Source organism: Paraburkholderia sp. BCC1884 (assembly GCF_900996225.1).
Taxonomy (GTDB): Bacteria; Pseudomonadota; Gammaproteobacteria; order Burkholderiales; family Burkholderiaceae; genus Paraburkholderia.
The window spans coordinates 729,908-754,827 of record NZ_CAAJGL010000068.1 but is presented as its reverse complement, the minus strand read 5'-3'; the positions used below and the strand labels follow the sequence as shown (position 1 = coordinate 754,827).

General features: G+C 61.9%; 23 protein-coding genes and 1 pseudogene. 13 read left to right on the top strand and 11 right to left on the bottom strand.

From position 1 onward, the window contains the following. The first annotated feature begins 23 nt into the window (after positions 1-23). The 4 genes from FQ705_RS10305 to FQ705_RS10290 are packed head-to-tail and all read left to right on the top strand — an operon-like array spanning position 24 to position 4,929. A complete protein-coding gene (locus tag FQ705_RS10305; protein ID WP_144140423.1) occupies positions 24-344 on the top strand; it encodes a YtcA family lipoprotein in 321 nt (106 codons plus the stop codon). Then, on the top strand, positions 341-1,390 hold the full coding sequence (gene mdtN / locus FQ705_RS10300) for a multidrug transporter subunit MdtN (RefSeq protein WP_144140421.1): 1,050 nt from the start codon (positions 341-343) through the stop codon (positions 1,388-1,390). The genes FQ705_RS10305 and mdtN overlap by 4 nt, the downstream gene beginning before the upstream one ends. Continuing rightward, the gene (locus FQ705_RS10295) at positions 1,371-3,395 is read left to right on the top strand and encodes an FUSC family protein (protein ID WP_144140419.1); all 2,025 of its coding nucleotides are present in this window, start codon (positions 1,371-1,373) and stop codon (positions 3,393-3,395) included. The genes mdtN and FQ705_RS10295 overlap by 20 nt, the downstream gene beginning before the upstream one ends. Further along, positions 3,382-4,929, top strand: coding sequence for a TolC family protein (locus FQ705_RS10290; RefSeq protein ID WP_144140417.1), 1,548 nt, complete (start codon positions 3,382-3,384; stop codon positions 4,927-4,929). The genes FQ705_RS10295 and FQ705_RS10290 overlap by 14 nt, the downstream gene beginning before the upstream one ends. Before the next feature lie 101 nt (positions 4,930-5,030). On the opposite strand, the gene FQ705_RS10285 is transcribed toward FQ705_RS10290, so the two are convergent. Next, the gene (locus FQ705_RS10285; RefSeq protein ID WP_222105638.1) at positions 5,031-6,068 is read right to left on the bottom strand and encodes a GlxA family transcriptional regulator; all 1,038 of its coding nucleotides are present in this window, start codon (positions 6,066-6,068) and stop codon (positions 5,031-5,033) included. A 272-nt stretch (positions 6,069-6,340) separates the two neighbouring features. Between FQ705_RS10285 and FQ705_RS10280 the strand changes: the two genes are divergently transcribed. Beyond that, on the top strand, positions 6,341-7,186 hold the full coding sequence (locus FQ705_RS10280) for an alpha/beta fold hydrolase (protein WP_144142310.1): 846 nt from the start codon (positions 6,341-6,343) through the stop codon (positions 7,184-7,186). Positions 7,187-7,532: 346 nt separating this feature from the next. Here FQ705_RS10280 and FQ705_RS10275 read toward each other — a convergent pair. From FQ705_RS10275 to FQ705_RS10265, 3 genes and pseudogenes are all read right to left on the bottom strand, one after another. Further along, positions 7,533-7,909: pseudogene (locus FQ705_RS10275) on the bottom strand (LysR family transcriptional regulator); the annotation flags it as partial. Positions 7,910-8,049: 140 nt separating this feature from the next. After that, positions 8,050-8,802 carry a phosphate/phosphite/phosphonate ABC transporter substrate-binding protein gene (locus FQ705_RS10270; RefSeq protein WP_144140413.1) on the bottom strand — a complete coding sequence of 251 codons (753 nt, stop codon included), beginning with the start codon at positions 8,800-8,802 and terminating at the stop codon, positions 8,050-8,052. Positions 8,803-9,109: 307 nt separating this feature from the next. Continuing rightward, positions 9,110-10,099, bottom strand: coding sequence for a GlxA family transcriptional regulator (locus FQ705_RS10265; protein WP_260854435.1), 990 nt, complete (start codon positions 10,097-10,099; stop codon positions 9,110-9,112). A gap of 145 nt (positions 10,100-10,244) precedes the next feature. Here FQ705_RS10265 and FQ705_RS10260 point away from each other — a divergent pair, with 145 nt between their 5' ends. After that, positions 10,245-10,553 carry a DUF1272 domain-containing protein gene (locus FQ705_RS10260; protein WP_144140411.1) on the top strand — a complete coding sequence of 103 codons (309 nt, stop codon included), beginning with the start codon at positions 10,245-10,247 and terminating at the stop codon, positions 10,551-10,553. Between the two features lie 46 nt (positions 10,554-10,599). Here FQ705_RS10260 and FQ705_RS10255 read toward each other — a convergent pair whose 3' ends face one another. The 5 genes from FQ705_RS10255 to FQ705_RS10235 all read right to left on the bottom strand — a co-directional run bounded on the left by FQ705_RS10255 (position 10,600) and on the right by FQ705_RS10235 (position 15,797). Next, positions 10,600-12,027 carry a purine-cytosine permease family protein gene (locus tag FQ705_RS10255; RefSeq protein WP_144140409.1) on the bottom strand — a complete coding sequence of 476 codons (1,428 nt, stop codon included), beginning with the start codon at positions 12,025-12,027 and terminating at the stop codon, positions 10,600-10,602. Positions 12,028-12,116: 89 nt separating this feature from the next. Next, positions 12,117-13,280 (bottom strand): acetylornithine deacetylase, encoded by a 1,164-nt coding sequence (argE, locus tag FQ705_RS10250; protein ID WP_144140407.1) that lies wholly within the window; start codon positions 13,278-13,280, stop codon positions 12,117-12,119. Continuing rightward, positions 13,273-13,950: a DUF1028 domain-containing protein gene (locus tag FQ705_RS10245; protein ID WP_144140405.1), complete on the bottom strand. Its 678-nt coding sequence runs from the start codon at positions 13,948-13,950 to the stop codon at positions 13,273-13,275. The genes argE and FQ705_RS10245 overlap by 8 nt, the downstream gene beginning before the upstream one ends. Positions 13,951-13,960: 10 nt before the next feature. Further along, entirely contained in the window at positions 13,961-14,398 is a 438-nt protein-coding gene (locus FQ705_RS10240; protein ID WP_144140403.1) for a RidA family protein, read from the bottom strand. Between the two features lie 55 nt (positions 14,399-14,453). After that, on the bottom strand, positions 14,454-15,797 hold the full coding sequence (locus FQ705_RS10235; RefSeq protein ID WP_144140401.1) for a flavin-containing monooxygenase: 1,344 nt from the start codon (positions 15,795-15,797) through the stop codon (positions 14,454-14,456). A gap of 269 nt (positions 15,798-16,066) precedes the next feature. On the opposite strand from FQ705_RS10235, the gene FQ705_RS10230 reads away from it, so the two are divergent. The 6 genes from FQ705_RS10230 (at position 16,067) to FQ705_RS10205 (ending at position 22,753) form a co-directional block, all read left to right on the top strand. Next, positions 16,067-16,993, top strand: coding sequence for a LysR family transcriptional regulator (locus tag FQ705_RS10230; protein WP_144140399.1), 927 nt, complete (start codon positions 16,067-16,069; stop codon positions 16,991-16,993). 183 nt (positions 16,994-17,176) lie between these two features. Next, complete coding sequence (locus FQ705_RS10225) at positions 17,177-18,340, top strand: SRPBCC family protein (protein WP_144140397.1); 1,164 nt, start codon at positions 17,177-17,179, stop codon at positions 18,338-18,340. Positions 18,341-18,372: 32 nt separating this feature from the next. Then, on the top strand, positions 18,373-19,554 hold the full coding sequence (locus tag FQ705_RS10220) for an ABC transporter ATP-binding protein (RefSeq protein WP_144140395.1): 1,182 nt from the start codon (positions 18,373-18,375) through the stop codon (positions 19,552-19,554). A 1-nt stretch (position 19,555) separates the two neighbouring features. Further along, a complete protein-coding gene (locus tag FQ705_RS10215) occupies positions 19,556-20,602 on the top strand; it encodes an ABC transporter substrate-binding protein (RefSeq protein ID WP_144140392.1) in 1,047 nt (348 codons plus the stop codon). A gap of 37 nt (positions 20,603-20,639) precedes the next feature. Next, the gene (locus FQ705_RS10210; protein ID WP_144140390.1) at positions 20,640-21,893 is read left to right on the top strand and encodes an ABC transporter permease; all 1,254 of its coding nucleotides are present in this window, start codon (positions 20,640-20,642) and stop codon (positions 21,891-21,893) included. A gap of 35 nt (positions 21,894-21,928) precedes the next feature. Continuing rightward, positions 21,929-22,753: an ABC transporter permease gene (locus FQ705_RS10205; RefSeq protein WP_144140388.1), complete on the top strand. Its 825-nt coding sequence runs from the start codon at positions 21,929-21,931 to the stop codon at positions 22,751-22,753. Positions 22,754-22,890: 137 nt separating this feature from the next. On the opposite strand, the gene FQ705_RS34935 is transcribed toward FQ705_RS10205, so the two are convergent. Together FQ705_RS34935 and FQ705_RS10195 are read right to left on the bottom strand one after the other, a co-directional pair. After that, a complete protein-coding gene (locus tag FQ705_RS34935) occupies positions 22,891-23,118 on the bottom strand; it encodes an SDR family NAD(P)-dependent oxidoreductase (RefSeq protein WP_222105650.1) in 228 nt (75 codons plus the stop codon). Then, positions 23,115-23,864 (bottom strand): SDR family oxidoreductase, encoded by a 750-nt coding sequence (locus FQ705_RS10195; protein WP_144140386.1) that lies wholly within the window; start codon positions 23,862-23,864, stop codon positions 23,115-23,117. The genes FQ705_RS34935 and FQ705_RS10195 overlap by 4 nt, the downstream gene beginning before the upstream one ends. A 99-nt stretch (positions 23,865-23,963) precedes the next feature. On the opposite strand from FQ705_RS10195, the gene FQ705_RS10190 reads away from it, so the two are divergent. Then, complete coding sequence (locus FQ705_RS10190) at positions 23,964-24,878, top strand: AraC family transcriptional regulator (RefSeq protein WP_144140384.1); 915 nt, start codon at positions 23,964-23,966, stop codon at positions 24,876-24,878. The last annotated feature ends 42 nt before the right edge of the window (positions 24,879-24,920 follow it).

The following is a 24,920-nucleotide window of genomic DNA, read 5'->3' as shown; positions in this document are numbered from 1 at the left end:
TTCAACACTCTGCCCAAGCCGCAATGCCTTTCAAGTTTATTTTAAGGAATGCCTGCGACTCGATCGTGCGCCGTCTGCGGCACGTTCCGGCCATCGCTGTATTAAGTCTGTCCTTACAAGGTTGCGCGCTGCGCGGCGCGCCATCGTATGAAATCTTTGGCGCTTACTTTCCGCTCTGGCTATTGAGCGCGCTAATCGGCCTTGTCGGCGCGCTGATCGTTCATCGAATTTTTCTCTCGACGGGATGGATGCAGGTCGTCCCGTATCAGCTGTTCGTGTGCCTTGCCGTCGGCCTGGTGCTCGCCGTGCTTTTCTGGCTTTCGGGAACAGGATTGCTCTTATGAAAATCGCCGGTTTGCGCACCGCCTCTTTCAAGGGCCGCGCGATTGCATGCGTGATCATTGCAATCGGCATCGTGGCAGCGGTCTATGCCTACGACCGCACCACGCGTTTCCCGTCGACGGACGATGCGACGATCGATGCCGACGTCGTCCATGTGGCATCCCGCGTGGGCGGCCGCATCGTCAAACTCGCGGTGCAGGAGAACCAGCGGGTCGCCAGGGGCGACGTGCTCTTCGAGATCGACCCGGTTCCCTACCGTCTCGCGCTCGCGCAAACCCAGGCGGATCTCGAACTGGCGCGCGCGGCGCTCGACACGCGCAGGAAGACGATCGTCGGAGAACGCGCGAACTCGGTCATCGCCGGCGATCAGACGGGTAAAGCCGCGCACAACTACGATCTGGCGGCGCGCAATGTGCAGCGACTCGCGCCGCTGGCGGCGAAGGGCTACGTTCCCGTTCAGCAACTGGACCAGGCGCAGGTTGCCCAACGCGACGCCGCGTTGTCGCTGAGACAGGCACAAGCACAGAAGCAGGCCAGCGCGCAGACCATCGGCGACGAAGCCGACGCGATCGCCATGGTGCATGCACGCGAGGCGGCGATGGCGCTCGCCCAGCACGGTCTCGACGACACCGTGGTGCGGGCGTCGCAAAACGGCTACGTCACGGGTCTCTCCGTGCTCGCCGGCGAAACCGTTGCGCCGAACCAGTCGATCTTCACGCTCGTCAACGCGGACGAATGGTTCGCGGTCGCCAACTTTCGTGAAGGAGCGCTGGCTCGCATCGAAACCGGCGATTGTGCGACGGTGTATTCGATGATCGACCGCAGCCAGGCCATGCGCGGCAAAGTGGTCGGCATCGGTGCCGGCGTGTCCGATTCCGACCGGATCAACCTGCCGCGCGCGCTGCCGATCGTGCAGCAGTCCGTCAACTGGGTGCGGGTCGCCCAGCGTTTTCCGGTGCGTGTACGTCTCGACGAGCCGGCTGGACGGCTCGTCCGTGTCGGTGCAAGCGCAATCGTCGAGGTCCGGCATGGCGCAGCCTGCCGCTGATCTGGGCCGCCCCGGCGCCGCCGAACTCCTGAAACTGCTGGCGCCTCACCCTGGGCGCGCGGAGATGGCGTTGCGCGTCGCATTGATCTGCGCGCTGACGGTGCTCGTGGCGAGCGCTTACGGCACGCCGGACGCGGCGCTCTCGGCATACGTCGTCTTTTTTCTGAACCGGCCCGACCGGGTGCTCAGCGTGATCCTCAGCTCGGTGCTGCTGTTGCTCGTCACCCTGATCATCGGGCTCGTCTTCGTCGTCGCTATCTTTGCGCTCGACGAACCTGTCTGGCGCGTGTCGTGCATTGCCGTGCTGTCGTTCGGGTTGCTGTTTCTGACGTCGGCGAGCAAGTTGCGGCCGGTCGGAGCGATCATCGCGTTGATCGTCGGCTATGCACTCGACAAGCTCGGCAGCGTACCGTTCGGCGAAGTGGCGACGCGCGCCCTGCTCTACGCGTGGCTGATGGTCGCGATTCCGGTTGGCGTATCGATCTGTGTGAACCTGGTGTTGGGACCGTCGCCACGCCGGCTGGCCAACCGTGAACTGGCGAGGCGCCTGCGACTCGCGGCGACTGGCCTGGACGCGCCCGACGCGGCGCGCGATGGGCTCGCCGTCTGTCTGCGCGAAGGCGACGAGCAGATCGGCACGTGGCTCAAGCTGTCGGTGCTCGACGGATCGTCCACGCGTGCAGATGTCGCCGCGCTCCGGCAAGCCGCTTCATCTACCGTCGCGATTCTCGTCGCAGCCGATCTGGTCGCGCGCGAACCGTCGGCGCGACTACCTGCACTGTTTGGCCGCAGCGTCGCACAGACACTGGAGACCATGGCTGGGATGCTCGAGGCAGGCGGCTATCCCGTCGACATCGAGCTCGACCTGCCCGCCGCGACGGACCTCACGCCGCTCGCACGAACCGTCAGCGCGACGCTGCACGATGCGATCACCCGCTTCGCGGAAACGCCAGTCGATGCCGAACCTGCGCCGCCCGCCGCCAAACGCGGCGGCTTTTTTCTACCGGACGCGTTCTCGAATCGCGATCACATTCGCTACGCGCTGAAGACCACCGCCGCGGCGATGTTCTGCTATCTGCTCTACTCGCAACTCGACTGGCCCGGCATCCACACCTGCTTCATCACCGTCTATGTGGTGTCGCTCGGCACCACCGCCGAAACCGTCGAAAAAATGACGCTGCGGATCGTGGGCTGCCTGCTCGGCGCGCTCATCGGCACGGCGGCGATCGTGTTCGTAACGCCCATGCTGACCTCCGTTTTCGAGCTGATGGCGCTCGCGTTCGCCGGTGCGCTGATGTCGGCGTGGATCGCCTTCGGTTCGCCCCGAATTGCCTATGCCGGATTTCAGGTCGCCTTCGCGTTTTTCCTGTGCGTGATCCAGGGCGCGGCGCCTGCCTTCGATCTGACGCTCGCGCGAGACCGCACGATCGGGATTTTGCTCGGCAATGTCGTCGTCTATCTGATTTTCACCCGCGTCTGGCCTTACAGCGTCGCCGCGCGGGTCGATGCCACGCTGAGCGCGCTGCGGCAGCAATGGACGCAGCTAGCCGCGCTGGCGCACCCCGGCGCTCGCCGTGTGCAGGCGGCAGCCGCGATGGCGCGACGCGGCGCGCTCGAAGACGACTTGGCGCTGATGCACTACGAGCCCTCATGGGTCCGCCCTGAAGCACAGTGGATCACGGAGCATCGGGCCGTGCTGGCGGAGTTCCGCGCAATCGAAGGGCCGATGTTCCTGCTTGCCGAACGCGCTCCCGGCGATAGCGCAATCGAGGGCTGGCTCAGACGGCTTGGCGACAGTCCGCCGCTGACTTCGCCCGATAGCGGTACGGCTGCGGTTGCGGGTGCGCAACCCGCCGCACAAGCGGAGTCACGTCCGCCGGACGCCGCGATCGACCACGACGCGCGCGCCGCGTTGCTAAAGCTCGGCGATGCCCGCCTCGCTGAACTCGACCATGCCGCGTCGGCCGACGCGTCGAAGGACTTTACGACTCATGCGCCGGCGTAACTCTCTCTTCGCGCTTGCGATCCTGGCCACGGCGACGCTGGCCGGCTGCGCCACGTCGTCACTGGACATGGCGCCGGACCGCCCGGACCGTCCGTGGCAACCGCAAACCGATGCGAGCGGCGCCATCGTGCCGGGGCCGGCGTCGGCGTCGGGTATGTCGTCGCAGGGCGGCTACCGGTTGCCCGCAAACCCGGCGCTTGCCGCAGTACCGCCGCCACCAGCGCTGGACGACACCCGTGCCTATGGGCTGCCGGACCTGATCGATCTGGCGGAGTCGGCCAACCCATTGACCCGCATCGCGTGGAACGACGCACGCAATGCGGCGCTCGCCGCCGGCATCGCGAAGAGTGCCTATCTTCCGCAACTGTCCGCTGCGGCGCTGGGCCAGTACGCAGGTTTGCACGATTCGAATACGTCCGCGCTCGGCGATTCGTCGTCTAGTGCATCGGGGCACGGTGCCACCGGCGTGTTGGCGCTGCAGTGGCTGCTGTTCGATTTTGGCGGACGAGCCGCGCGTGTCGAAGCAGCGTCGCAGGCGTCGGTGATCGCCAACATCGGCTTCACGGCAGTCCATCAGCAGGTGATCTTCGACGTCAGTGTCGCGTTCTATACCTACCAGGCCGCGCGTGCCCGCCTCGCTACGACGAAGCAAGGGCTCGAGAATGCCGACGCGATCCTCGCCGCTGCGCAGTCGCGTTACAGGCATGGTGTCGGCACCGTCATCGAAGTGGCGCAGGCCAATCAGAATCGGGCCCAGGCCAGGCTCACGCTCGTCGAAGCGCAGGGCGCCGTCAGCAATGCTTATCTGACACTCATCTCGGCGATGGGAATCTCTCCGCTATCGAAACCGAACATCGCCGAGATGCCGGCGCGCGCACTGCCGAAGGAAATGGATGACTCGATCGACCAGATCGTCTCTACCGCGATCGCACAGCGCGCCGACGTGTTGAGTGCGTACGCCGCCGAGCGAGTCAATCTCGCGAGAGTGAAGTCCGCCGAATCGGAATTCATGCCCAAGGTCTTCGTCTCGGCGACAGGCGCTTACAACCGCGGCAATACATCGATCTCGGCGGTGCCACCTGTCGGCCAGCAACTGCCCACGGTGAATCTGAGCGGCGGCCATTACGGCGGCAGCGTGATCGTCGGCGTCACGATTCCACTGTATGACGGCGGCTTTCGCTCGGCCGTGCTTGCGCAGGCCCGCAACGATGCCGACAGCGCATCGACCCGCCTCGCGCGCAGCCGCGAAGAAGCCGTTCGGCAAATCGTGAGCGCGCAGAACGCACTGCAAACGAGTCTGAGCGCGCACGCTGCGGCCATAGAGTTGCTCGCCGCCGCGCAGACGACGTATGACGCGGCGATCGGCGCGTATCGGCAAGGCGTCGGCTCGGTGACTGACGCTCTGCTCGCACAGAATCAGTTGCTGGCAGCGAAGAACGCGCAAGCCGATAGTTACAGCGGTGCGTTGTCGGCGGCTGCAGCGCTCGCACTTGCGACCGGGTCGATCGATTCCGTGCTGAAGCAGGCTGATTGATGAGGCCTGGTTCGGTGGTCGATCTCGGCGCTCCGGACTATTCCCGCCAACGGGGGCTCGGTTTGTTTGCTCTGAGTCGCGGTTGGCGTTTGGTGCTCCGGTCAGGAATGTTCCGGAGTCACCGCTGACAACGGGTATCCGTGACCGGAACCATCGGAACTCGATGGGGCCCGCTGCGAACCCGGCTGGCAGAAACGTCTCCGGTAGTCTGAAGGAGTTAGGCCCATGACTTTGCGGAACACGCGACGAAACCCGCCGACGTCGCCATAGCCGAGGCTCCACGAAATTTCTTCGATACTTGCCTGCGAGAATTCCAGCATTTCGCGCGCCCGGGTAATGCGCAGCCTCTGCTGGTATTCACTTGGCTTCATCCCGGTTGCCGCAACGAAGCGGCGCAGAAACGTGCGGGGTTCGAGATCGGCATACCGTGCAACGTCCGCCACGCTGACCGGACACTCGCGCTGGGTGAGGAGCCATTTCTGCGCTTTCAATATGGTTCGATCGCCGTGTTTCGTTCGCGGATCGAATTCACAATAAAAGCGCTGCTCGCGTCCTGGTGGATCGACGTTCATGAAACGTGCTGTTTCCAGCATGACTGCGGTGCCTAGAAATCTCTCGGTGAGTCGCAGGCCGAGGTCTGCCCACGCGAGCACACCCCCAGCGGTGACAACGTCTCCATAGTCAATGACCATATGATCGGTTTCAGTAAGCACGTCTGGAAATTGCAGGGCGAACCGATCGCTGAATGACCAGTGTGTGGTCGCCTGCCGGCCGCTTAAAAGACCCGTCCTTGCCAGGATAAAGACGCCACCGCACACTGCGGCGAGCACGATGCCTTCCGAGTGCTTTTCCCGAAGCCAGTCGAGCATCGGACCATCTTCTTCGGTCTTCTCAGGAGCTCGTACATTTCCTGGAATCACCACCAGCGACAACGCGTGCGGCGAACCGGGGCAACTGTCATAAGTACACCGGACCCTGGTAGCAGCGTCATCCGCTCGCCAGTGCGTGACTCGCACAGGGGGTTGCGTCCTGCCGTTTTCCCGCTTCGCCGCAAACTCTCCTGCGTACGTAAACAGATCGGTCAGTCCGTAGATACCCGCGTTCGACGTGCCCGCATCGCACGCGAGTCCGATATCCATGCGTGGCACCGACGCCGGTGCCGTTTTTGCCATGTTTTTTGTCACATTCGTCCGTTGTGGTGGCGAGGCGAGCCGAATACGCTGACAGCGGCAGACAATTTCGACAAACCGGGGTAGGACGGCCGGGGAGTCAGTGTGCCCACGTTCCAGGCCACCGGTCCATTGCAATTCCGTTGTCTGGATCGATACCGAAGGACTGGTTTCCAGAAGTCATGTCAGCGCTGATCAAACATTCATCCCTCTATTTTGAAGCGACTCTGAAAGGATACGAGATGAAAGCGAACACGGGAAGTGGATACATCACAACGGCAGACGGAACCGAGATTTTCTACAAGGACTGGGGCTCGGGAGAACCATTGGTGTTTCATCACGGGTGGCCGCTTTCCGCCGATGATTGGGATGCCCAACTGATGTTTTTTCTGGATCAGGGATATCGGGTAATCGCTCACGATCGCCGTGGCCACGGGCGCTCGACACAGACTGTGAGCGGTAACGACATGGACACCTACGCCGCCGACGTCGCCGAACTGGTCAAGGTGCTCGATCTCAGGAGCGCGGTCCATATCGGGCATTCCACTGGCGGCGGCGAGGTCACGCGTTATGTGGCCCGGCACGGCACCGGCAACGGACGGGTAGCGAAAGCGGTACTCATTAGCGCAATTCCGCCACTCTTCATGAAGTCCGAAAAGAACCCGGACGGTGTTCCGAAGGAGGTTGTCGATGAGATCCGCAAAGGCACGGCGAATCATCGTTCGCAGTTCTACCAGGACATCACCATGCCGTTCTATGGCTATAACCGGCCAGGCGCGACGATCTCCGAAGGCATTCGCGAGAACTGGTGGCGGCAGGGCATGATGGGCGGCATCAAGGCGCAATACGATTGCGTCAAGGTACTGTCGGAAACCGAGTTCTACGACGATCTCGCGTTGATCGACGTGCCGGTGCTGGTGATGCACGGCGAGGACGATCAGATCTGCCCCTTCCCGACGACTGGAGCAAAGTCCGTCAAGCTTCTGAAACATGGGACGCTCAAATCCTATCCAGGATTGCCGCACGGGATGCCTACTACGCATGCCGAGCAGATCAACGCCGATCTGCTTGCGTTTATCAAGGCCTGAGCGGCTTATACGGTGGGCAACGCCTGGGCTATCGCCTGGGCGCTATTTCCTCACGCTTTAGTTGAGCCTGTTGCAGGTGCAGTCGGTTGAACTCCGACGTGAAGGTCGGCTGCACCGGTTCCAGACCGGCAAGTTGGTCAAATATCTGACCGTCAACGCCTCTGCTACGCACGATCGTTTTCACGGTCATATATTCTGCCGCCGCGCCGACATGGTCAGCCAATCAGTCGATTCATGATTGTCCGGCTTCGTCAAATGTCTCCGGAGCTTCAGCGGGGATACAGCACTTTTTCTGATCGACCTGCCCAGAACAATCAGGGTGCCGCACGCGATTTTCCTAGAGTCGCGCGACCAGTCCGATATCCAGCGACCCATCCGCGAGGCGGCTGAGCGTGCCCTGTGACGTCATCACCGTGATCTGGACATCGATCGCGGGATGCTGTTGCCCCAACGCTTCGAGCGCTTGCGGAAAGAGGTTTGCTATTGCGCCCGTCGACGCGCCAGGTCGACACGGCCCTCGAGCCCCTGCACTTGCCGCCGGACATCGTCCAGCGCCTGCGCGGCATCGGCAAGCAGGTGCCGCGCCTTTCTCAGAAGCGTCTCTCCGATCGCCGTCGGTTGCACGTGTCCGCGCTTGCGTGACAGAAGCGGCGCACCATTGCGCTCCTCCAGTTCCTGAATGTGAAGGCTGACTGTCGGCGCTGCCAAATGTAGAACCCTGGCGATCTGGACGCCCAACGATGGGTAGCCGCGCTGACGCTCACCGGGTTGATCATGACCCTTCTGGTTATCGCCGGTCTGTACGTCGATCGCTACCCCCTGCCTGGTCCCGCCGTGCAGACCGCAATACCTGCCGACACGGGTCAAACCTCGTCTTCAGGCAACTGGCAAAGTTGGTGATAAAAGGTTTGAATATCAGCGAAATAAAACGGCCGAAACGCCCCATAGACGTTTTTCCAGTCCGGCATATAGCTCAGGAGATGTTCTCGAAATGTTGTCACGACGTCCGGACTGAGATCCTTGCGTACGATCAGGACTGCTGGTACACAAGTGTCATATTCGCCGATAACCTTCGTCGTCTGCGCATTCCCAGGTGTCGTCTTCCATACGTCTTCCAGAATCATCGTTGCGCGAACGGACTTCGCGAGAACGGCGTCGACCCGATCCTGCCATCCAGCAACCTGCTTGAGTTCGAAGAAAGTTTCGAGCTTCTTTCCTTTCTCATTCAACATGATCGCGGGCGGAAAAAAACTCGAAGAACAGGACCGGTTCAGGTATCCATACGTTGACCCTTCGAGGTCGTCGAGATTATTTGCCTGATCGTCATGGCGAACCACAAGCAGTGTGCGTTGAGCGGGTTGGCCGGTGAACTTCGACGTTGCGATGACAAGGCCGCGATAGTGCGGATTCTGCTTTCTCATCATCACGCAGAAAGCGGCCCCTGGGACATACGCCATATTCGGCCCGCCCTCCTGGATCACCTGGTTCATCTTCGGAAGGTCCGTTGTCACCTCGGCGGTCATGCCGGCCTCGGAGCAGAGGGTGGTCCAAGGTTCATCGGTGACGGGGAAATCCAGATTCCTGTTCAGAAGAAAAGTCAGATTCTGCTTTGCCATGGTTGCCACCTTCCCTATGTGAAGACATAAGACCGACATGGAACTCGGAGACTGCTTCTTGAATGTCGGACAGTTTGCGGAATTGCCTTCCAAACCGTCGCACCGTTTGTCGGTGCAGAAAAGTTCGACGGCAATAGATAGGCAATCAGCACCGTCTTTCGCTTCGATCCTGCACGTGTCATCTTATGCGGATCGACGAAGTAGAGATGGCGACAATGCCACGCATTTTTCTGAAACGAACGATCCCTGTAGCAGAATCAAGGCTAATCGGCGATCCCACCTGGCCCGAGACGACCTTCCTACCCTCTCACTCGATCCGCCAAAGCGAGGGTGCCAACACTTCCTCCTGACGCCACGCGCTGCGGAAAGCTTGCACGCTGGCGAAGCCACAATGTTCGGCGATTCTCTCGATCGGCAAACTGCTACACTTCAGCAGTCTGCGGGCCAAAGCCAGCCGCAATTGCTGTTGATATTTCTTTACCGTGATGCCGCACTCCTGCTGGAACAGGCGCGCCAGGTGTCGATAGCTAAGCGCGAAACGGCTGGCCAGTTCCTGGTAGGGCAACGCGCAACCCGGCTGCTCGGTCAGAAAATCCTGTATTGCATGGATAGCCAGGTGGTTATGGTCACGATAGCGTAGTTGCACGTCGAGAATCGGGTCGCGACTCATCCTGCGGAATGGCACCACGTTTTCACGTGCGACCCGGATTGCGGTAGCTGCGCCGAAGCGACAGGCAATCAGATGAAGGGCAAGGTCGATGCCTGCCGATACGCCAGCCGATGTTATCAACGCGCCGTCCTCGACCAGCAGCCGGTTGGACAACACGTGAGCATCAGGATGACGCTGCTGCAACCGCGCCAGGTGATCATGGTGAGTAGTGCAGTCGCGCTGATCGAGCAGGCCGGCTGCGCCAAGCAGAAACGCCCCCGTGCATACGCTGGCGAGCACGATGTCGCCCAGCAGTGGTTTCACCACGGTTTGGAGCCATTTGACTATCTGACTCTGCGCAGGAGTGAACGGTTCGTCGAGCGAAAACTTACAGCCAACGACAATCACAACATCACCGGACCCCAGACGCGCCGGTAGTGGCCGCACGGCACTCAGCGTCACGCCCTGAAAGCTCTTTATTTCTTTTTGCGGACCGACGCAGACCGTCTCGATCGGTGCAATGCCCAGCGCCGACAGTGAACTCAATATTTGTAGTGGTCCGCCGAGGTCCAGCATGTGAACCTGCGGCGGAACGACGAAAAAGACCCGCCTCATCTCCTTGCGACTTGCCAGATGCTGTGCCTGCATTGCGCCAAACCCCCGATTCGTTCGGAGGCAATGATGGCATCTTTTTTTCTATTCCAGGCATATTTTCGGATTGTTGCCGTCCTTCCGTCAAACTACGATGGCAGCTAATTTACCAATCCGTTCGCCAGCAGCGAGGAAAACAGCGATGCTTGAACTCAGACCCAGTTGTGAGCACTGCAACAAGGCCCTCCCGCCAGATTCAACTGAAGCTGGAATCTGCTCGTACGAGTGCACATTCTGCATGTCGTGCGTCGACGAAGTCTTGAGCAATGTCTGTCCAAATTGCGGGGGTGGTTTTGTACCGCGGCCGATCAGACCATCGCAGAACTGGAAAAACGGCAATTGTCTCGCCAACGATCCGGCCAGTACGACGATTAAACACCGTCCAGTCGATCCAGTCCTCCACGCGCAATTTTCTGCGCCAATCAAAGCGATTCCACCCGAGCAGCGCTAGTAGGGCAAACCGATTTCGCCGCGCAAGCCGGGCGGCATGATCGCGCTTACGACTGCCTCGCCGGGCGATGCGTGACACCGGCACCCGCCTGTCTGCGGCGGTAGTTGGTGTCTCGCGACGCCAGCCAATAATATAGCGGCGACGTCAGGAGCAAACCGATTACCCAGGAGAGATCCGCTCCATCCAGGTACTTCGGCACGGGGCCCGCATACATCGGTGTATTCATGAACGGAATCTGCACGACGATCCCGATCCCATAAGCAATCAGCGCCTGCGGATTGAAGCGGCCGTAGATGCCGCCGTCCGCCTGAAAGATCGACTGGATGTCGTATTTCCCCTTGTGAATGACGTAGAAATCGATGAGGTTGATCGCGGTCCACGGCACCAGCACGACCAGCAGCGCGAGCACGAGATCGACCAGATTGCCGACGAAATCCGTCGAAGCGCCAATCGCGCCGTAACAACATGCGACGAGAACCGCAATCGACAGAACGGCGCGCGACTTTGCCGTAGGAATCCACCGATAGGCGAACGTCTGCAGCGACGTGATGCCCGCGAGCACGGCGCCATAGAGATTCAGTGCATTGTGGCTGATCACGCTCAACAGGAAGAGGACGAGCATCGGCACCCCGAGCGGTCCGGTGGCCTGCTTGACGGCGTCCATGGCGTCGGCCCCTGGCGGCACCGCGAGCACGGCCACCGCACCGAAAGTGAACGCGAGCGTCGAGCCGATCGTGCAGCCGAGGTAGGTCGCCCAGAAGGTCGATGCAACCCGCACGTTCTCCGGCAGATAGCGTGAATAGTCGGACACGTACGGGGCGAATGCAATCTGCCAGAGCGCGGACAGCGAAACGGTCGCGAGCCAGCCGGCGATATTGAACCCGCCGCGCGTGAGAAAGTCGTCGGTGGAAATATGCGTGAGGATATAGCCGAAACCGATGAAGATGCCGATACCCAGCACCCACGTTCCTATCCGGTTCAGGATATGGATGAACCGATAGCCGATGATCCCGATCAGCCCCGAACCCAACGCGCCGATCACAATGCCGACGGGCACCGGAAGGCTATGCTCGATGCCATGCAGTGACTTTCCGGCGAGTACGATATTGGACGCAAAGAAGCCCACGTACATCACGCCCGCAATCACGGTGACGAGCAGCGCGCCCCATGAACCGAACTGCGCGCGGCTCTGGATCATTTGTGGAATACCCATTTGCGGGCCTTGCGCCGAATGCAGCGCCATCAGCACACCGCCAATGGCTTGACCGACGACGATCGCGACGATGCCCCAGAGCAAATTCAGGTGGAAGATCTGCACGCCAAGCGCACCCGTGACAATGGGCAACGGCGCGATGTTGCCGCCGAACCATAGCGTGAACAGATCGCGCACTTTGCCGTGGCGATCTTCAGGCGGCACGTAACCGATGGTGTGTTTTTCGATCAATGGCGAAGCATTGTGTTGCGAGGTATTCAAGTTCGTCTCCTTGTCGATCGGAGTAAGGCCCGGCGAGTGAGTGCGTGTCTGATCCACGCCTACCGCCGCGCCTCTTCGATGCATTGGTCTCAACAATCGGCTGATAGGTGATTCACCAGCCGAGCCAGCATTGCATCGCAGTCGCTCAATTGCTCGACGCTGACGAATTCATCCGGCTTATGTCCCTGGTCCATGCTGCCGGGTCCGCAGACCACGGCGGGAATGCCCGCGTGCGCAAAGAGCCCGCCCTCCGTACCGAAAGCGACCGTGCCGAATTCATCGGACCCGCTAAGCAAAGCCAACAGACGCGCGGCTTCGCCGTCGGGCGAAGTGGCCAGCCCCGGATAAGCAGAGAGCGACTGAAAGCGGATGTCGGCGTCGGACTTCACGGCGCGCATCTTCGGCAGCAACTCGGTTTCGGCATAGGTTTGCAATTCGTCGGCGACCTGGTGAGCGTCGAAACCCGGAAGCGCGCGCACTTCGAAGTCGAACTCACATTCCGCAGGCACGATGTTGAGCGCACGGCCACCTTTGATTACGCCGGTCTGCACGGTCGAGAACGGCGGATCGAATCGCTCGTCGCGATACGCGGACTGCGCGAGTTCCTCGCCGATCGCTTCCAGACGGGCGATCATCCGCGCCGCGTACTGAATGGCGTTGACGCCGTATGGCGCATAAGCCGAATGGCAAGCGGCGCCTTTCACCTGACAGCGCATCGCGAGCTTGCCCTTGTGACCCAGCACCGGCTTGAGTTCAGTCGGTTCGCCGATCAGACATAGGATCGGCTTATGCGGACGCCGCTCCAACTCCGCGAGCATCGAGCGCACGCCGAGGCATCCGACTTCCTCGTCGTACGAAAAGGCGAGATGCACTGGCCGCTTCAACTCGCGCTCGAGAAACAGGGGCACCGCCGCCAGCACAGATGCAATAAAGCCCTTCATGTCAGCGGTGCCGCGCCCATACAGACGGCCATCGCGTTCGGTAAGACGGAATGGGTCGACGCTCCACGCCTGGCCATCGACCGGCACCACGTCGGTATGACCGGACAGGACGATGCCGCCTCGCTCACGCGGACCGATGGTCGCAAACAGATTCGCCTTGGTGCGCTCGTCGTTATAGAACAGTTCGCTCTCGACGCCGAGTTCCTCGAGGTACTGTCGAATGAACGCGATCATGTCCAGGTTGGAATCGCGGCTGACCGTAGCGAACCCGATCAGCTTCTCGAGCACCGCACGGCTGGATCTGTCATTCATTGCCCGGCACTCCATAACTCGGCGCGACGGTCGGATTCAACGCCCGGGTCAGGTAGTCCTGCATCTGCGGTCGATATGCCTGCCACAAACCGTCGAGTTGCCCGATGGGATCGTCCTCCGCCCAATCGACCCGCAGATCGACCATCGGCCAGCTCACCTCACCCACGATCTTGAGCGCCGCCGAATGCACGGGTCCCGCTTCCCCGCCGGCAGCCATCGCGGCATGCATCGCAGCGAGCAGGCGATCGGCGAGCGCGCCCGGCGCCTGTTCGAACGCCGGCACCATCGCCTCGATCACCTCGGTCCCGGCGAGCATGTTGCCCGCGGCAACGCATTGATTGCCGGCAACGGCGTGATACGTACCCAAGGCTTCCTTGCCGCTGAAGAACGCCGTGCGGCCCTGGCTGTCGATCACCGTCACCTGCCGGTATTCACGCCAGTCGCTCGCACCGAGCGCACGGTCCAATGCGGCGGCAGGATCGAGAGACTCGCTCTCGAGAAGATCGAGAACCTGCGGGCCGAGTGCAGGCAGTGTGACGTTCTGGGTCGCCACCGCGCCGACGCCTGTCCGCAGCCACGGGCATCGGGCGCCCACTGCGATGCTCGAGGAACTGATCGCGATACCGAGTTGTCCCGTCCGTGAACAACGTCCGACGATAGAAAATGTCATGTTTTGCTCCTTAAGCCTGCGGCCGCACCCATCCGTCCGGAATCACGGCAATCACGTCGATCTCCATCAGCCACTGCGGCTGACCCAGCGCGACCACCACCAAACCGGTCGAAATCGGAAATACGCCTTTCAACCACTTCCCGACTTCCTGATAGACCGGCTCGCGGTAGCGGATGTCGGTCAGGTAGGTCGTCGTCTTGACGACGTGAGATAAATCGCTGCCAGCCTCTTCGAGCAATTGCCTGAGGTTCTTCATTGCCTGCTCGGCCTGGGCTCGCGCATCGCCGAGACCGACCAGGCGGCCGTCGAAATCCGTGCCCACCTGACCGCGTACATAGACCGTGTTGCCGGCCCGCACAGCCTGGCAAAGATCGTTGTCGAGTGTCTGATTCGGATACGTATCCTTGGTGTTGAACATGCGGATACGGGTATGCGTGGGTTGGCTCATCAATGCACCTTTATGCTGGAAAGAAAATGGATCGCGAATTAGAGTGGCGTAGAGATCAGTTCACGCCCATCTCGCTGACTTTATGCACGCGTGACCCGGCGCGTTCAACGCCTTGCTCGCCGCAGCCCGGCCCGGCGTGTTGCGCTTCGTCGTAGTACGCCAGATATTTGCGCTGGGTGACGATATGATCGGCGACGTGCTTCGCGTCGTGCCACACGCCCCAGATGAATGCCGAGCCGCGACGCGATAGCCAGGGCAGTCCGAGAAAATAAACGCCCGGTTCCTTCGACACGCCGCGCTGATGTTTCGGCTTACCCTTTTCGTCGAAAGCGTTGACATTCAACCAGCTGAAATCGACTGCATAACCGGTTGCCCAGACAATCGCGGTCACGCCCGCTTTCGCCAGATCGAGATCGTGCAACGGATGCGTGAGGCACTCCGGATCGGCGGGAATGACGCGCGCTTCGGGCTCTTCCGGAAGGTCGAGACCGTTGCGCTCGGCGTACGCGTCGGCCGCGTCAAGCAGCGACAGATAGTTCTCGTCGCCGCGGGCGATGTTCGCCGCGAGATCGGCTTCGAAGGTCGCCACGCCATTGTCGAAGGATTTCGTGAGGCCGACGAGCGTGACGCCCTGATGCGCGAGACGCCGGAAATCCACGGTATGGCCGCCGCGCGAACCGCTCACCGCAATGGTGACGTGCTCCCTGCCGGGCTTCATGACCTCTGCGTCCCATTCGCCGAGCACGCCGAGCCACCAGCAGAAATCGCGACCGCGATAGCCGCGCGGCGGACGATCATGTGCGCCAACCGACAGATAGACGCGTTTGCCTGCGCGTTGCAACTCGTCCGCGATCTGCACGCCGGACGATCCCGCACCGACCACCAGCACGCCCCCTTCGGGCAATTGCGCGGGATTGTGATAGTCAGCGGAATGAATCTGCACGAGACCTGGATCTTGCGGCGCAATCGGCGGAATGACCGGGCGTTGAAACGGTCCCGTCGCGACGACCACGCGACTGGCCTCGATCGTGCCCTCCGAGGTTTCGATGGTGAAGCCCGGGCGCCCCACATTGCGCACGACCTGCTTCACTTCCACACCGGTGCGGATCGGTGCGTCGAACTTCTGCGCATACGCGACGAAATAGTCCGCAACCTGCTCCTTTGAAGCGAATGCGTCGGGGTCGACTTCCGCGAACTCCAGATTGGGGAAACGATCGTGCCAGGCCGGACCGTTGGCAACCAGCGAATCCCAGCGTCCCGTGCGCCAGCGTTCGGCGATACGGGCTCGCTCCAGCACGAGATGCGGCACGCCGAGCCGGCTCAGATGTTCGCTCATGGCGACGCCGGCCTGACCGGCGCCGACCACCAGCGTATCGATTGACGTTTTTTCCAGTGTCATGACTATCCCTTCTGAAGATGCGGAGTATGTCGATTCGATCGCGGCCTCACAGCCTCGCGGCCCTCGAATGCTCGCGACCGTAGCCGGCCCGTCGGTGTTCGCCGATACGGAGTGCCGCCCGAGCCGTCTGTCTCCGTGAAAATCTACGCGCCGATTCGGAATCTGAAAAATATATTTAAAAAATGCATAGCATCGGATTTACCTATGCAGGGTTTTTTGACCGCGCCACAATGCGGCGAATTGGAGATCTGAGAGAGGGAGCGTGGTCGATGGAGAATCACCCGTTACGCTATTCGTTGCGCCAGCTGCGCTATTTCGTGGTCACTGCGGAAGCGCTGTCTTTCACGGCCGCGGCGAAACGTCTGCACATCTCGCAGCCGTCGATCTCCACGGCGCTGGCGGACCTGGAAGTGTCGTTCGGCGTGCAACTTTTCATCCGCCATCACGCGAGCGGTCTCTCGCTCACCCAGGCGGGGCGCGATCTGCTTGGGCAAGCGCGCAATCTGCTGAAGATCGCCGAAGAACTGCAGACGACCGCCAAGGAAATGGATGGCGGCATGACGGGCGCCATCGCACTCGGCTGTCTGGTCTCGCTCGCGCCGCCGCTCATGCCGGGGCTGATCAGCCGCTTCACGAGCGAACACGCGGGCATTTCGTTTCGCACGGTCGAGGCTCACCAGGACGGCCTCCTGCGAGGCCTGCACGACGGTTCGCTCGATATCGCCCTGACCTACAGCCTCGACCTGACCGAGGACATCGCCTTTACGCCGCTGCTCTCGCTGCCGCCTTATGCGATCCTGCCGAGGACCCATCGGCTCGCGCGCGCGCGCAAGGTATCGCTCGCCGATCTGCTCTCCGAGCCCTACGTGATGCTCGATCTGCCGCACAGTCGCGAGTATTTCGCCGCGCTCTTCGATGCGGTGGGCAGCCGCCCCGTGCCCGCGTTCCGTTCGTCGCAGCCGGAAGTGGTACGCGGCATGGTGGCCAACGGTCTCGGCTATAGCCTGCTCAACTTTCCGCTCAAGTCGACTCGCACCGTCGATGGTGAAGAGTTCATCATTAAACGCTTCAAAGACAACGTCAACGCGACGATGCTGGGCATTGCGCAATCGCGCACGATGAAGCCGCGTCAGGTCGTGCATCGCTTTGCATCGTTCTGCGAAAACTATATCCGGCGACTGCACATCGACGCATGATCCACGCGTGTTCAATCGTCTGTTTCGGGCTTGCGCACGATGCATAGGTAAAAGCTTTGCTTTGTATCTGAAAACAATATTTTGACTTGCAATTTGGCTTGATAGATTGGTGTCCATCTTGAGCGCCGCGCCGCAAAGCCTCGCGACGGCACGCTCTTACCGTGATGAATCAAGGGAGACACCATGGCCAACCCGTCAAGGACGATCGCAGTGCAAGCGCTTGTCGACGAACTGCAGGCGGGTTGCGAACGGTCATTCAGCGATGCGCACTCCATGCCGCCCGGTGTCTACACGTCGCCTGAATTCCTCTCGCTGGAGGAGTCCGCGATCTTCGAGCGGGAATGGCAATGTGTCGGCCGTGCCAGTTCGCTCAAGGCGCCCGGCGATTACCTGACGGCGCGACTTGGAGCGCAGCCCGTCGTCGTCTTGCGCGACGAAAACATGCAGATCAAGGCGATGTCGAACGTGTGCCTGCATCGCATGTCGGTACTGCTCGAAGGACGCAGCAATGTGCGTCGCATCGTCTGCCCTTATCACGCCTGGAACTATTCGCTGGATGGCGCCTTGCAAGGCGCGCCGCTCATGGACCGGCAACAGGGTTTCTGCAAGGAGAGCTACCGGTTGCCCACCGTGAAGTGCGAGGAATGGCAAGGCTGGCTCTACGTGACGCTCGATGAAAACGCGCCTCCGGTACATACGCAGCTTGCGGGGTTGAGCGAACTGATCGGCGCGTACGGCATGTCGGACTACATCGAAACCTTCCAGGAAGAACACGTGTGGGACACGAACTGGAAGATCCTCGCGGAAAACTTCATGGAGAGCTATCACCTGCCGATGCTGCATCGCGCAACGGTAGGACCGCATTCGCGCCTCGAAGAAATGGAATGCCCACCGGGCCATCCCGCTTTCAACTATCACTGGATCACCAAAGAAGCCTCATTGCCCATCGGCAATGCGCATCCGGACAATACGCGTCTCACGGGACACTGGCGCAAGACTACGGCGCTGCTCGCTATCTATCCGACGCATCTCGTCACGCTCACGCCGGGTTACTTCTGGTATCTCGTGCTGCAACCACAAGGCGTGGGGGGCGTGCATATCCGCTTCGGCGGCGGGCTTGCGCCGGAATTCATTGCGGACCCCGAGGCAAACGCGTACATGATCACCTTGAAGAAACTGCTCGACGAGGTGAATGCGGAAGACAAACGCGGCGTGGAAGCGGTCTTTCGCGGCGTGCACGCGCCGATGGCGAAGCCCGGCCACCTGAGCCACCTCGAACGCCCGAACTATGACTTCGCGCGCTATATCGCCGGAAGAATCGCGGCGACGAATTCCGGTACACATTGAATACGACGCACCATCGACAGGACGCGATCACGATGTCAAACCCTTCCTTCATTTCGTTCTCGCGCGTGAGCAAATCGTATGACGGCGTCCAGTACGTCGTTGAAGACTTGAATCTCGACGTGCGCAAGGGAGAATTCCTGTCGCTGCTCGGCCCCTCGGGCTCGGGCAAGACGACCACGCTCATGATGCTCGCGGGGTTCGAGTCGCCCACCCAGGGCGAGATCCGTCTCGATGGCCGTCGGCTCGACGACAAGCCACCGCATCGACGCGACATCGGCATGGTGTTTCAGAACTACGCGCTGTTTCCGCATCTGACGATCGCGGAGAATGTCGCGTTTCCGCTCTCCGTGCGGCACGTGAGTCGCGCCGAGCAGAAAACACGGGTGAAGCGCGCGCTCGACATGATCGAACTGTCGCATCTGGCGAACCGCCGTCCGGCCCAGCTCTCCGGTGGACAGCAGCAGCGCGTGGCACTGGCTCGCGCGCTCGTGTTCGAGCCGAGCGTCGTGCTGATGGACGAGCCGCTCGGCGCGCTCGACAAGCGCCTGCGCGAAACCATGCAATACGAAATCATGCGCCTGCATCGCGAGCTCTCGCTCACGATCGTCTACGTGACACACGATCAGGCCGAGGCATTGACGATGTCGGACCGCGTCGCGGTGTTCTCCGATGGCCGCATCCAGCAGGCCGCCACACCGAGCGAGTTATATGAGAACGCGCAGAACGCGTTCGTGGCCAATTTCGTCGGTGAGAACAATGGCTTGACCGGCCGCGTCGTCAATGCGAGCGAAGGCTGGGCGACGCTCGCGCTGTCGGACGGCAGCGTCATTCGCGGCCGTTGCGAAAGCGGCCTGCGCACCGGCGACGAAGCGATGCTCGCGTTGCGCCCCGAGCGCGCGCATATCCCGGACGCGGAAGGGACCCACGCCGATGAACACCACAACGTCGTGCGCGCGCAAGTCCGGGAACTGGTGTATTGCGGCGATCATCATCGTGTGCACCTGACACTCGGCGCGCGCGATCCGCTCGTCGTGAAAGTACCCAACACGCAGCGCCACGCACTACCCTCGCCCGGCAGCGCGATCGAAATCGCATGGCGCCACGACGACTGCAAGATTCTCGCGATGAGTGCGCCGCGAAGCGCGCCGGCGATTCCCGTATCCACACCGCCCTCACCTTCCATCATCACGACCGCACCAGCAGGAGCCAACTGAAATGCGCACACTCATCAAAGCACAAAGCGCCGTACTCGCCGTATTCGCATTCGCTACCGTCGCCACCCAGGCCGCGGAGACGCTCTCCGTCGTGACGTTTGGCGGCGCCTATGAAGCGGCGGCGAAGAAAGCCTATTTCGAACCGTTCACTCAGGCCACGGGCATCGGCTTCTCGACCGAATCGTATGACGGCGGCCTCGCGAAACTTTCCGCGATGGAGCAGGCGAAGAACACCACGTGGGACCTGATCGACCTCGAAACCAACGATGCGATCACCGCTTGCGACGAGGGTCTCCTGCAGAAGTTCGACAAGAAGACGATCGGCAAGACGAGCGATTTCATCCCCGGTTCGATCAGCGATTGCGCAGTCGCCAGCATGGTCTGGTCGACGGTGTACGCGTACGACGCGAGCAAGCTCAAGACCGCACCGACCACCGTCAACGACTTCTTCGATCTGCAGAAATTCCCGGGCAAGCGCGGCCTGCGTAAGTCGCCGAAGGTATCGATGGAATGGGCGTTGATTGCAGACGGCGTCGATCCGAAGGATGTCTACAAGGTGCTCGCGACCCCGGCCGGCGTAGACCGCGCGTTCAAGAAACTCGACACGATCAAGTCGAGCATCGTGTGGTGGGAGTCGGGTGCGCAGGCGCCGCAGTTGCTCGCCGACGGCGCTGTCGTGATGACTCAGGCCTACAACGGCCGTATTTCGGATGCCGCGAAGAAGGACAACAAGCCGTTCAAGGCCGTCTGGGACGCGCAGGTCTACGACTTCGACTGGTGGGGTGTGCCGACGGGCGCGAAGCACGCCGACGCCGCGGCGAAATTCATCGCCTCCGCGTCGCAGCCGCAGGCCTATGCGGATCTGACGAAGTACATCGCCTACGCGCCGCCGCGCAAGGACGCGATCGCGCTCGTCGACAAGCAGCGCCTCGCCGACCTGCCGACCTCGCCCGAGAACTTCAAGCGCGCCTTGCAGATCAACGCGAACTTCTGGGCCGACAACGCGGACCAGATCAACAAGCGCTTCCAGGTGTGGTTGACGCAGTAACACCATCGTCCGACGAGAGCCCAACGTGACTTCCAGCATGCCCGCTTCCACCCAAGGCACGGCCCCGGGCTCTCCGACGAGAGCCGACGGCCGCGCGTCGTTTCAGAAAGCGCGCCGTCGCGCATCGATGCAGGCGCTGTTGCTGGCGCTGCCGTTGCTCGTGTTTCTGCTGTCGACGTTCATCGCGCCAATCGCCCTGTTGCTCGCACGCAGCGTCGAGAATCACGAGGTGCCTGACAGCATGCCCGCGCTCACGCGCGCGCTCGATGCGTGGGACGGTCGCGGCGTGCCGGACGAACACACGTTCGCCCTGCTCGCGGCGGGGCTCAAAGAGGCACAGCAGAACGGCCAGCTCGGTACCGTGGCGCGACGGCTCAACTTCGCCCAAGCCGAGTTTCGCAGCCTGTTGATGCGCAGCGCGCGTCAATTGCCCGCCGACGCGCCGCCCGCGTGGAAACCCGTGTTCGTCGGACTCGACGAACGCTGGAACTCGCCGGAAACCTGGCGCTTGCTGAAGCGCGCCGCCGCGTCGCCGACGCCGGACTATCTGCTCGCTGCCGTCGATGCACAAGTGACGCCGCAAGGCGCGCTCGCCTTCCTTCCGGACAACGCTTCCGTCTACCGGCAGGCGTTCCTGCGCACGATTTCGATCAGCGCCACGGTTACGCTGCTGTGTCTCGTGCTCGGTTACCCCGTCGCATGGCTGCTCGCGAACTTACCCACCAGAAGCAGCAATCGCCTGATGCTGTTCGTCATCGTGCCGTTCTGGACCTCGCTGCTCGTGCGCACGACTGCGTGGTACGTGCTGCTGCAACCCGGCGGCGTCATCAATAGTCTGCTGATGAGTCTGGGGCTCACCACGCATCCGCTGCCGCTCGTCTTCAACCGTGCGGGCGTGCTGATCGGCATGACACACGTGCTCCTGCCGTACATGATTCTCGCGATCTTTTCCGTGATGAAGGGTGTGTCGCCGGTATACGTGCGTGCAGCGCAATCGCTCGGTGCGCATCCGTTCACCGCATTCGTGCGGATCTACATTCCGCAGACGCTGCCCGGCGTCGGCGCGGGCTGCTTCCTCGTCTTCGTGCTCGCGCTCGGCTACTACATCACGCCGGCGCTGCTCGGCGGCGCAGGCGACGAGATGATCAGTCAGCTCATCGCGATACAGACCAACACGCAACTCAACTGGGGGCTCGCCGGCGCGCTCTCGGCCTACCTCGTGATCTTCACGGCGATCGTGTATTTCCTGTTCAACCGCATCGTCGGCATCGACCGTCTGCGCTTTGGTTGAGACCGGTCGAAACACGCCCACGACGAAGGAACGCCATGCAAGCTCAACGCCACAAGTTACTGACCGAACGCATCGCCGCACGCGGGGTACGGCTGCATACCGCGCTCGTGCTGTTCTTCCTGATTGCGCCGATTCTCGCGATCATCCCGCTCTCGTTCAACTCGGGCTCGTACTTCTCGTACCCGATGCAGGGCTTCTCGCTGCGCTGGTACGAGCAGGCATTGACGAGTGCGGACTGGCAACGCTCGCTGCTGAACAGCATCGGGATCGGGGCGGCGTCTACGCTGATCGCCACCTGTCTCGGCACGCTTGCGGCGCTGGGTCTGTCGCGCGCGCAGTTTCCGCTGCGCTCGCTGATCATGCCGCTGATCGTCTCGCCGATGATCGTGCCGATCGTGGTCGTCGCGGCGGGCTTCTATCTGATCTTCGCGCCGCTCGGCCTGGTGAACTCCTACCCCGGTGTGGTGCTGGCGCATGCAGCGCTCGGCACGCCGTTCGTCGTGATCACCGTGACGGCGTCGCTGCTTTCGTTCGATCAAAGTCTGTTACGTGCCGCTTCCGGGCTCGGCGCGCCGCCATGGGCCACCTTCAGGCGGGTGACGTTGCCGCTCATCGCACCCGCGGTCGCGACCGGCAGCGTCTTCGCTTTCGCCACCTCGTTCGATGAAGTGATCGTTATTCTGTTCATCGGCGGCCCGGATCAAACCACTGTGCCGCGGCAGATGTGGAGTGGCATTCGCGACTCGATCGACCCGTCGATTCTCGCCGTGGCGACGATGCTGATCGTCTTCGCCGTGCTGCTGTTCGCGAGTATCAACTGGCTGCGCGGGCGCGCGACCACCGCACAATCGGAGTTCTGAACGAAAGTCAGTCTGCCGGCTTCTCGTTCAGTGACCCGACGTAGCCATCGGGTCCTGATCTCCGAGCTCCGATCTCCGGTAGTTCTCCCAGACCAGGCTCACCACGGGATCGTTTCGTTCTCCCAACGCGTGAACGTTCAGGGCGTCGCGTCGGGTCCAACATCCCTCGCCGCTGTTTTGCCACGTTCGAAATCTCGCGATCCAACCAGCACCGTGAAGCCGTGTGCCACGAGATCCCCGGCGATCTGAAGACCGATTCCTTGATTAGCCCCGGTGACAAGGGCGACGGTTTCTGCTGCATGGCAATCACCTTCGTACTGAGTGGTAAAGCAGCGGCTTTGCTCCTGAGCTGCACAGCGGCTCAGCGAGTTTCAGCCGCCCAGGCTTCGGCGTCGGCGCCTGCCGGAATGCGCATGGGGCACGAAGGATCGGTTGCGGCACGCCACACGGCCTCGGCCACATCCTGTGCGTGGGTGATCGGGGAAGACGTGTCCTGCAGCCCCGCAAAAACCTGTTTGACGATATCGGCGTAAGCCTCGTGATCGAGCCCATGCAGATGGGGCCGCGCGTTCTCGCCGAAACGCGTGTCGGGCGCACGGCCCGGCAACACCAGCCGCGCCCGCACGCCGAACGGCTCGAGTTCCACCGCGATCGATTCGGTAAACGCATTCACCGCTGCCTTGCTCGCGCGATAGGCCGAAAGCAGCGGAAGCGGCTTCAGCGTGACGCTGGACGTCACGTTCACGACGACGCCGCCCTTGCGCTCCCGAAACTGCGGAAGCACCGCCTGCGTCAACGCGATGGTGCCGAAGGTGTTGGTCTCGAAGACTTCACGCACCGTCGCGATCGGCGTGAACTCGGCCGGCGACGCCACCCCGAACCCCGCGTTGTTGACGAGCACGTCGATGGGACCCGCTGCCTCGACGGCCTCGCGGATGCTGTCCGCCCTGGTGACATCGAGCGGCAGTATCCGCAGGCGCCCGGAAGCGGGAAGCACGCTCGTATCGGGGGTACGCATCGTGGCCACGACGCTCCAGTCACGCGCGAGGAAGTAGCGGGCGATCTCGAGCCCAAAGCCGGAAGAACAGCCGGTGATCAACACGGTTTTCATGCGAACTCCTCAGGGGATGAATGTGAGTCCCTACGATAGCCCCATGAAATCGTACTTGCTACAATCAAAGGTCCAAATTTTGTTTGCAGGAGTCCGGCAATGATCGATCCGCTGGCCGAAGTGGTGACGCTGCTGCAGCCGGGGGCGCGGTTCTCCAAACTCGTCTTTGGCGCCAGCCCTTGGTGCGTCAGTCGATCGGACGCCGGCCAGCCGTTCTATTGCGTGCTTCTCGAAGGCGGCTGCCGGATCGCGATCGACGATCACGAGCCGATCGAACTCATTTCGGGCGACTTCGTGCTGATTCCGGCGGCCTACGGCGTCGCGATGTCGAGCCTCGAGCCGCCACCGGACGGAAGCGGAACGGTGCCCGTCGCGTTGGGCAACGGCGAATTCAGGGTCGGCGCGCCGGAGAACCCCATCGATGCGCGGATGATGGTGGGCCACTGCAGCTTTGGTTCGCCTGACGCGTCGCTGCTGGTTTCGTTGCTGCCGCAGATCGTGCATGTCCGCGGTGAACAGCGGCTGGCCACGCTCGTGCAGTTTGTGCGGGAGGAAACGCGCGAGCAGAGGCCGGCGCGCGAAGTCGTGCTCTCGCGACTGCTGGAAGTGCTGCTGATAGAGGCGCTGAGGTCGACGACCGGTATGAGCGCGTCACCGGGCCTGTTGCGCGGGCTCGCCGATTCCCGGCTCGCGGCCGCCATCCGTCGAATGCACGAAGCGCCGACGCATCCGTGGACAGTGGTTGAACTCGCCAGGGAGGCCGCGCTGTCACGTTCGACGTTTTTCGAGCGATTCAGTCGCGCGGTCGGTGTCGCGCCGATGGAATATCTGCTCACATGGCGCATGGCGCTGGCGAAAGACTTGCTGCGCCGGAACGAAGGCCGTATCGCGGAGATTGCGCTGCGCGTCGGCTATAGCTCGGCCAGCACGTTTAGCGTCGCCTTCACGCGGCACGTCGGGCGGCCTCCCGCGCAGTATGCCCGCGAGGAACAGGCGGCCGCGGATCAGGCGTAAGAGCAAACGGTGCGCCGAGCCGTAGGCTTGTTGATCGCACGA

What these genes read in the sequence shown, in the direction of transcription:
- FQ705_RS10305 (WP_144140423.1), top strand. Translation starts at nt 24, where the DNA reads ATGCCTTTCAAGTTTATTTTAAGGAATGCCTGCGACTCGATCGTGCGC.
- mdtN (WP_144140421.1), top strand. Translation starts at nt 341, where the DNA reads ATGAAAATCGCCGGTTTGCGCACCGCCTCTTTCAAGGGCCGCGCGATT.
- FQ705_RS10295 (WP_144140419.1), top strand. Translation starts at nt 1,371, where the DNA reads ATGGCGCAGCCTGCCGCTGATCTGGGCCGCCCCGGCGCCGCCGAACTC.
- FQ705_RS10290 (WP_144140417.1), top strand. Translation starts at nt 3,382, where the DNA reads ATGCGCCGGCGTAACTCTCTCTTCGCGCTTGCGATCCTGGCCACGGCG.
- FQ705_RS10285 (WP_222105638.1), bottom strand. Translation starts at nt 6,068, where the DNA reads ATGGATATCGGACTCGCGTGCGATGCGGGCACGTCGAACGCGGGTATC.
- FQ705_RS10280 (WP_144142310.1), top strand. Translation starts at nt 6,341, where the DNA reads ATGAAAGCGAACACGGGAAGTGGATACATCACAACGGCAGACGGAACC.
- FQ705_RS10270 (WP_144140413.1), bottom strand. Translation starts at nt 8,802, where the DNA reads ATGGCAAAGCAGAATCTGACTTTTCTTCTGAACAGGAATCTGGATTTC.
- FQ705_RS10265 (WP_260854435.1), bottom strand. Translation starts at nt 10,099, where the DNA reads ATGCAGGCACAGCATCTGGCAAGTCGCAAGGAGATGAGGCGGGTCTTT.
- FQ705_RS10260 (WP_144140411.1), top strand. Translation starts at nt 10,245, where the DNA reads ATGCTTGAACTCAGACCCAGTTGTGAGCACTGCAACAAGGCCCTCCCG.
- argE (WP_144140407.1), bottom strand. Translation starts at nt 13,280, where the DNA reads ATGAATGACAGATCCAGCCGTGCGGTGCTCGAGAAGCTGATCGGGTTC.
- FQ705_RS10245 (WP_144140405.1), bottom strand. Translation starts at nt 13,950, where the DNA reads ATGACATTTTCTATCGTCGGACGTTGTTCACGGACGGGACAACTCGGT.
- FQ705_RS10240 (WP_144140403.1), bottom strand. Translation starts at nt 14,398, where the DNA reads ATGAGCCAACCCACGCATACCCGTATCCGCATGTTCAACACCAAGGAT.
- FQ705_RS10235 (WP_144140401.1), bottom strand. Translation starts at nt 15,797, where the DNA reads ATGACACTGGAAAAAACGTCAATCGATACGCTGGTGGTCGGCGCCGGT.
- FQ705_RS10230 (WP_144140399.1), top strand. Translation starts at nt 16,067, where the DNA reads ATGGAGAATCACCCGTTACGCTATTCGTTGCGCCAGCTGCGCTATTTC.
- FQ705_RS10225 (WP_144140397.1), top strand. Translation starts at nt 17,177, where the DNA reads ATGGCCAACCCGTCAAGGACGATCGCAGTGCAAGCGCTTGTCGACGAA.
- FQ705_RS10220 (WP_144140395.1), top strand. Translation starts at nt 18,373, where the DNA reads ATGTCAAACCCTTCCTTCATTTCGTTCTCGCGCGTGAGCAAATCGTAT.
- FQ705_RS10215 (WP_144140392.1), top strand. Translation starts at nt 19,556, where the DNA reads ATGCGCACACTCATCAAAGCACAAAGCGCCGTACTCGCCGTATTCGCA.
- FQ705_RS10210 (WP_144140390.1), top strand. Translation starts at nt 20,640, where the DNA reads ATGCCCGCTTCCACCCAAGGCACGGCCCCGGGCTCTCCGACGAGAGCC.
- FQ705_RS10205 (WP_144140388.1), top strand. Translation starts at nt 21,929, where the DNA reads ATGCAAGCTCAACGCCACAAGTTACTGACCGAACGCATCGCCGCACGC.
- FQ705_RS10195 (WP_144140386.1), bottom strand. Translation starts at nt 23,864, where the DNA reads ATGAAAACCGTGTTGATCACCGGCTGTTCTTCCGGCTTTGGGCTCGAG.
- FQ705_RS10190 (WP_144140384.1), top strand. Translation starts at nt 23,964, where the DNA reads ATGATCGATCCGCTGGCCGAAGTGGTGACGCTGCTGCAGCCGGGGGCG.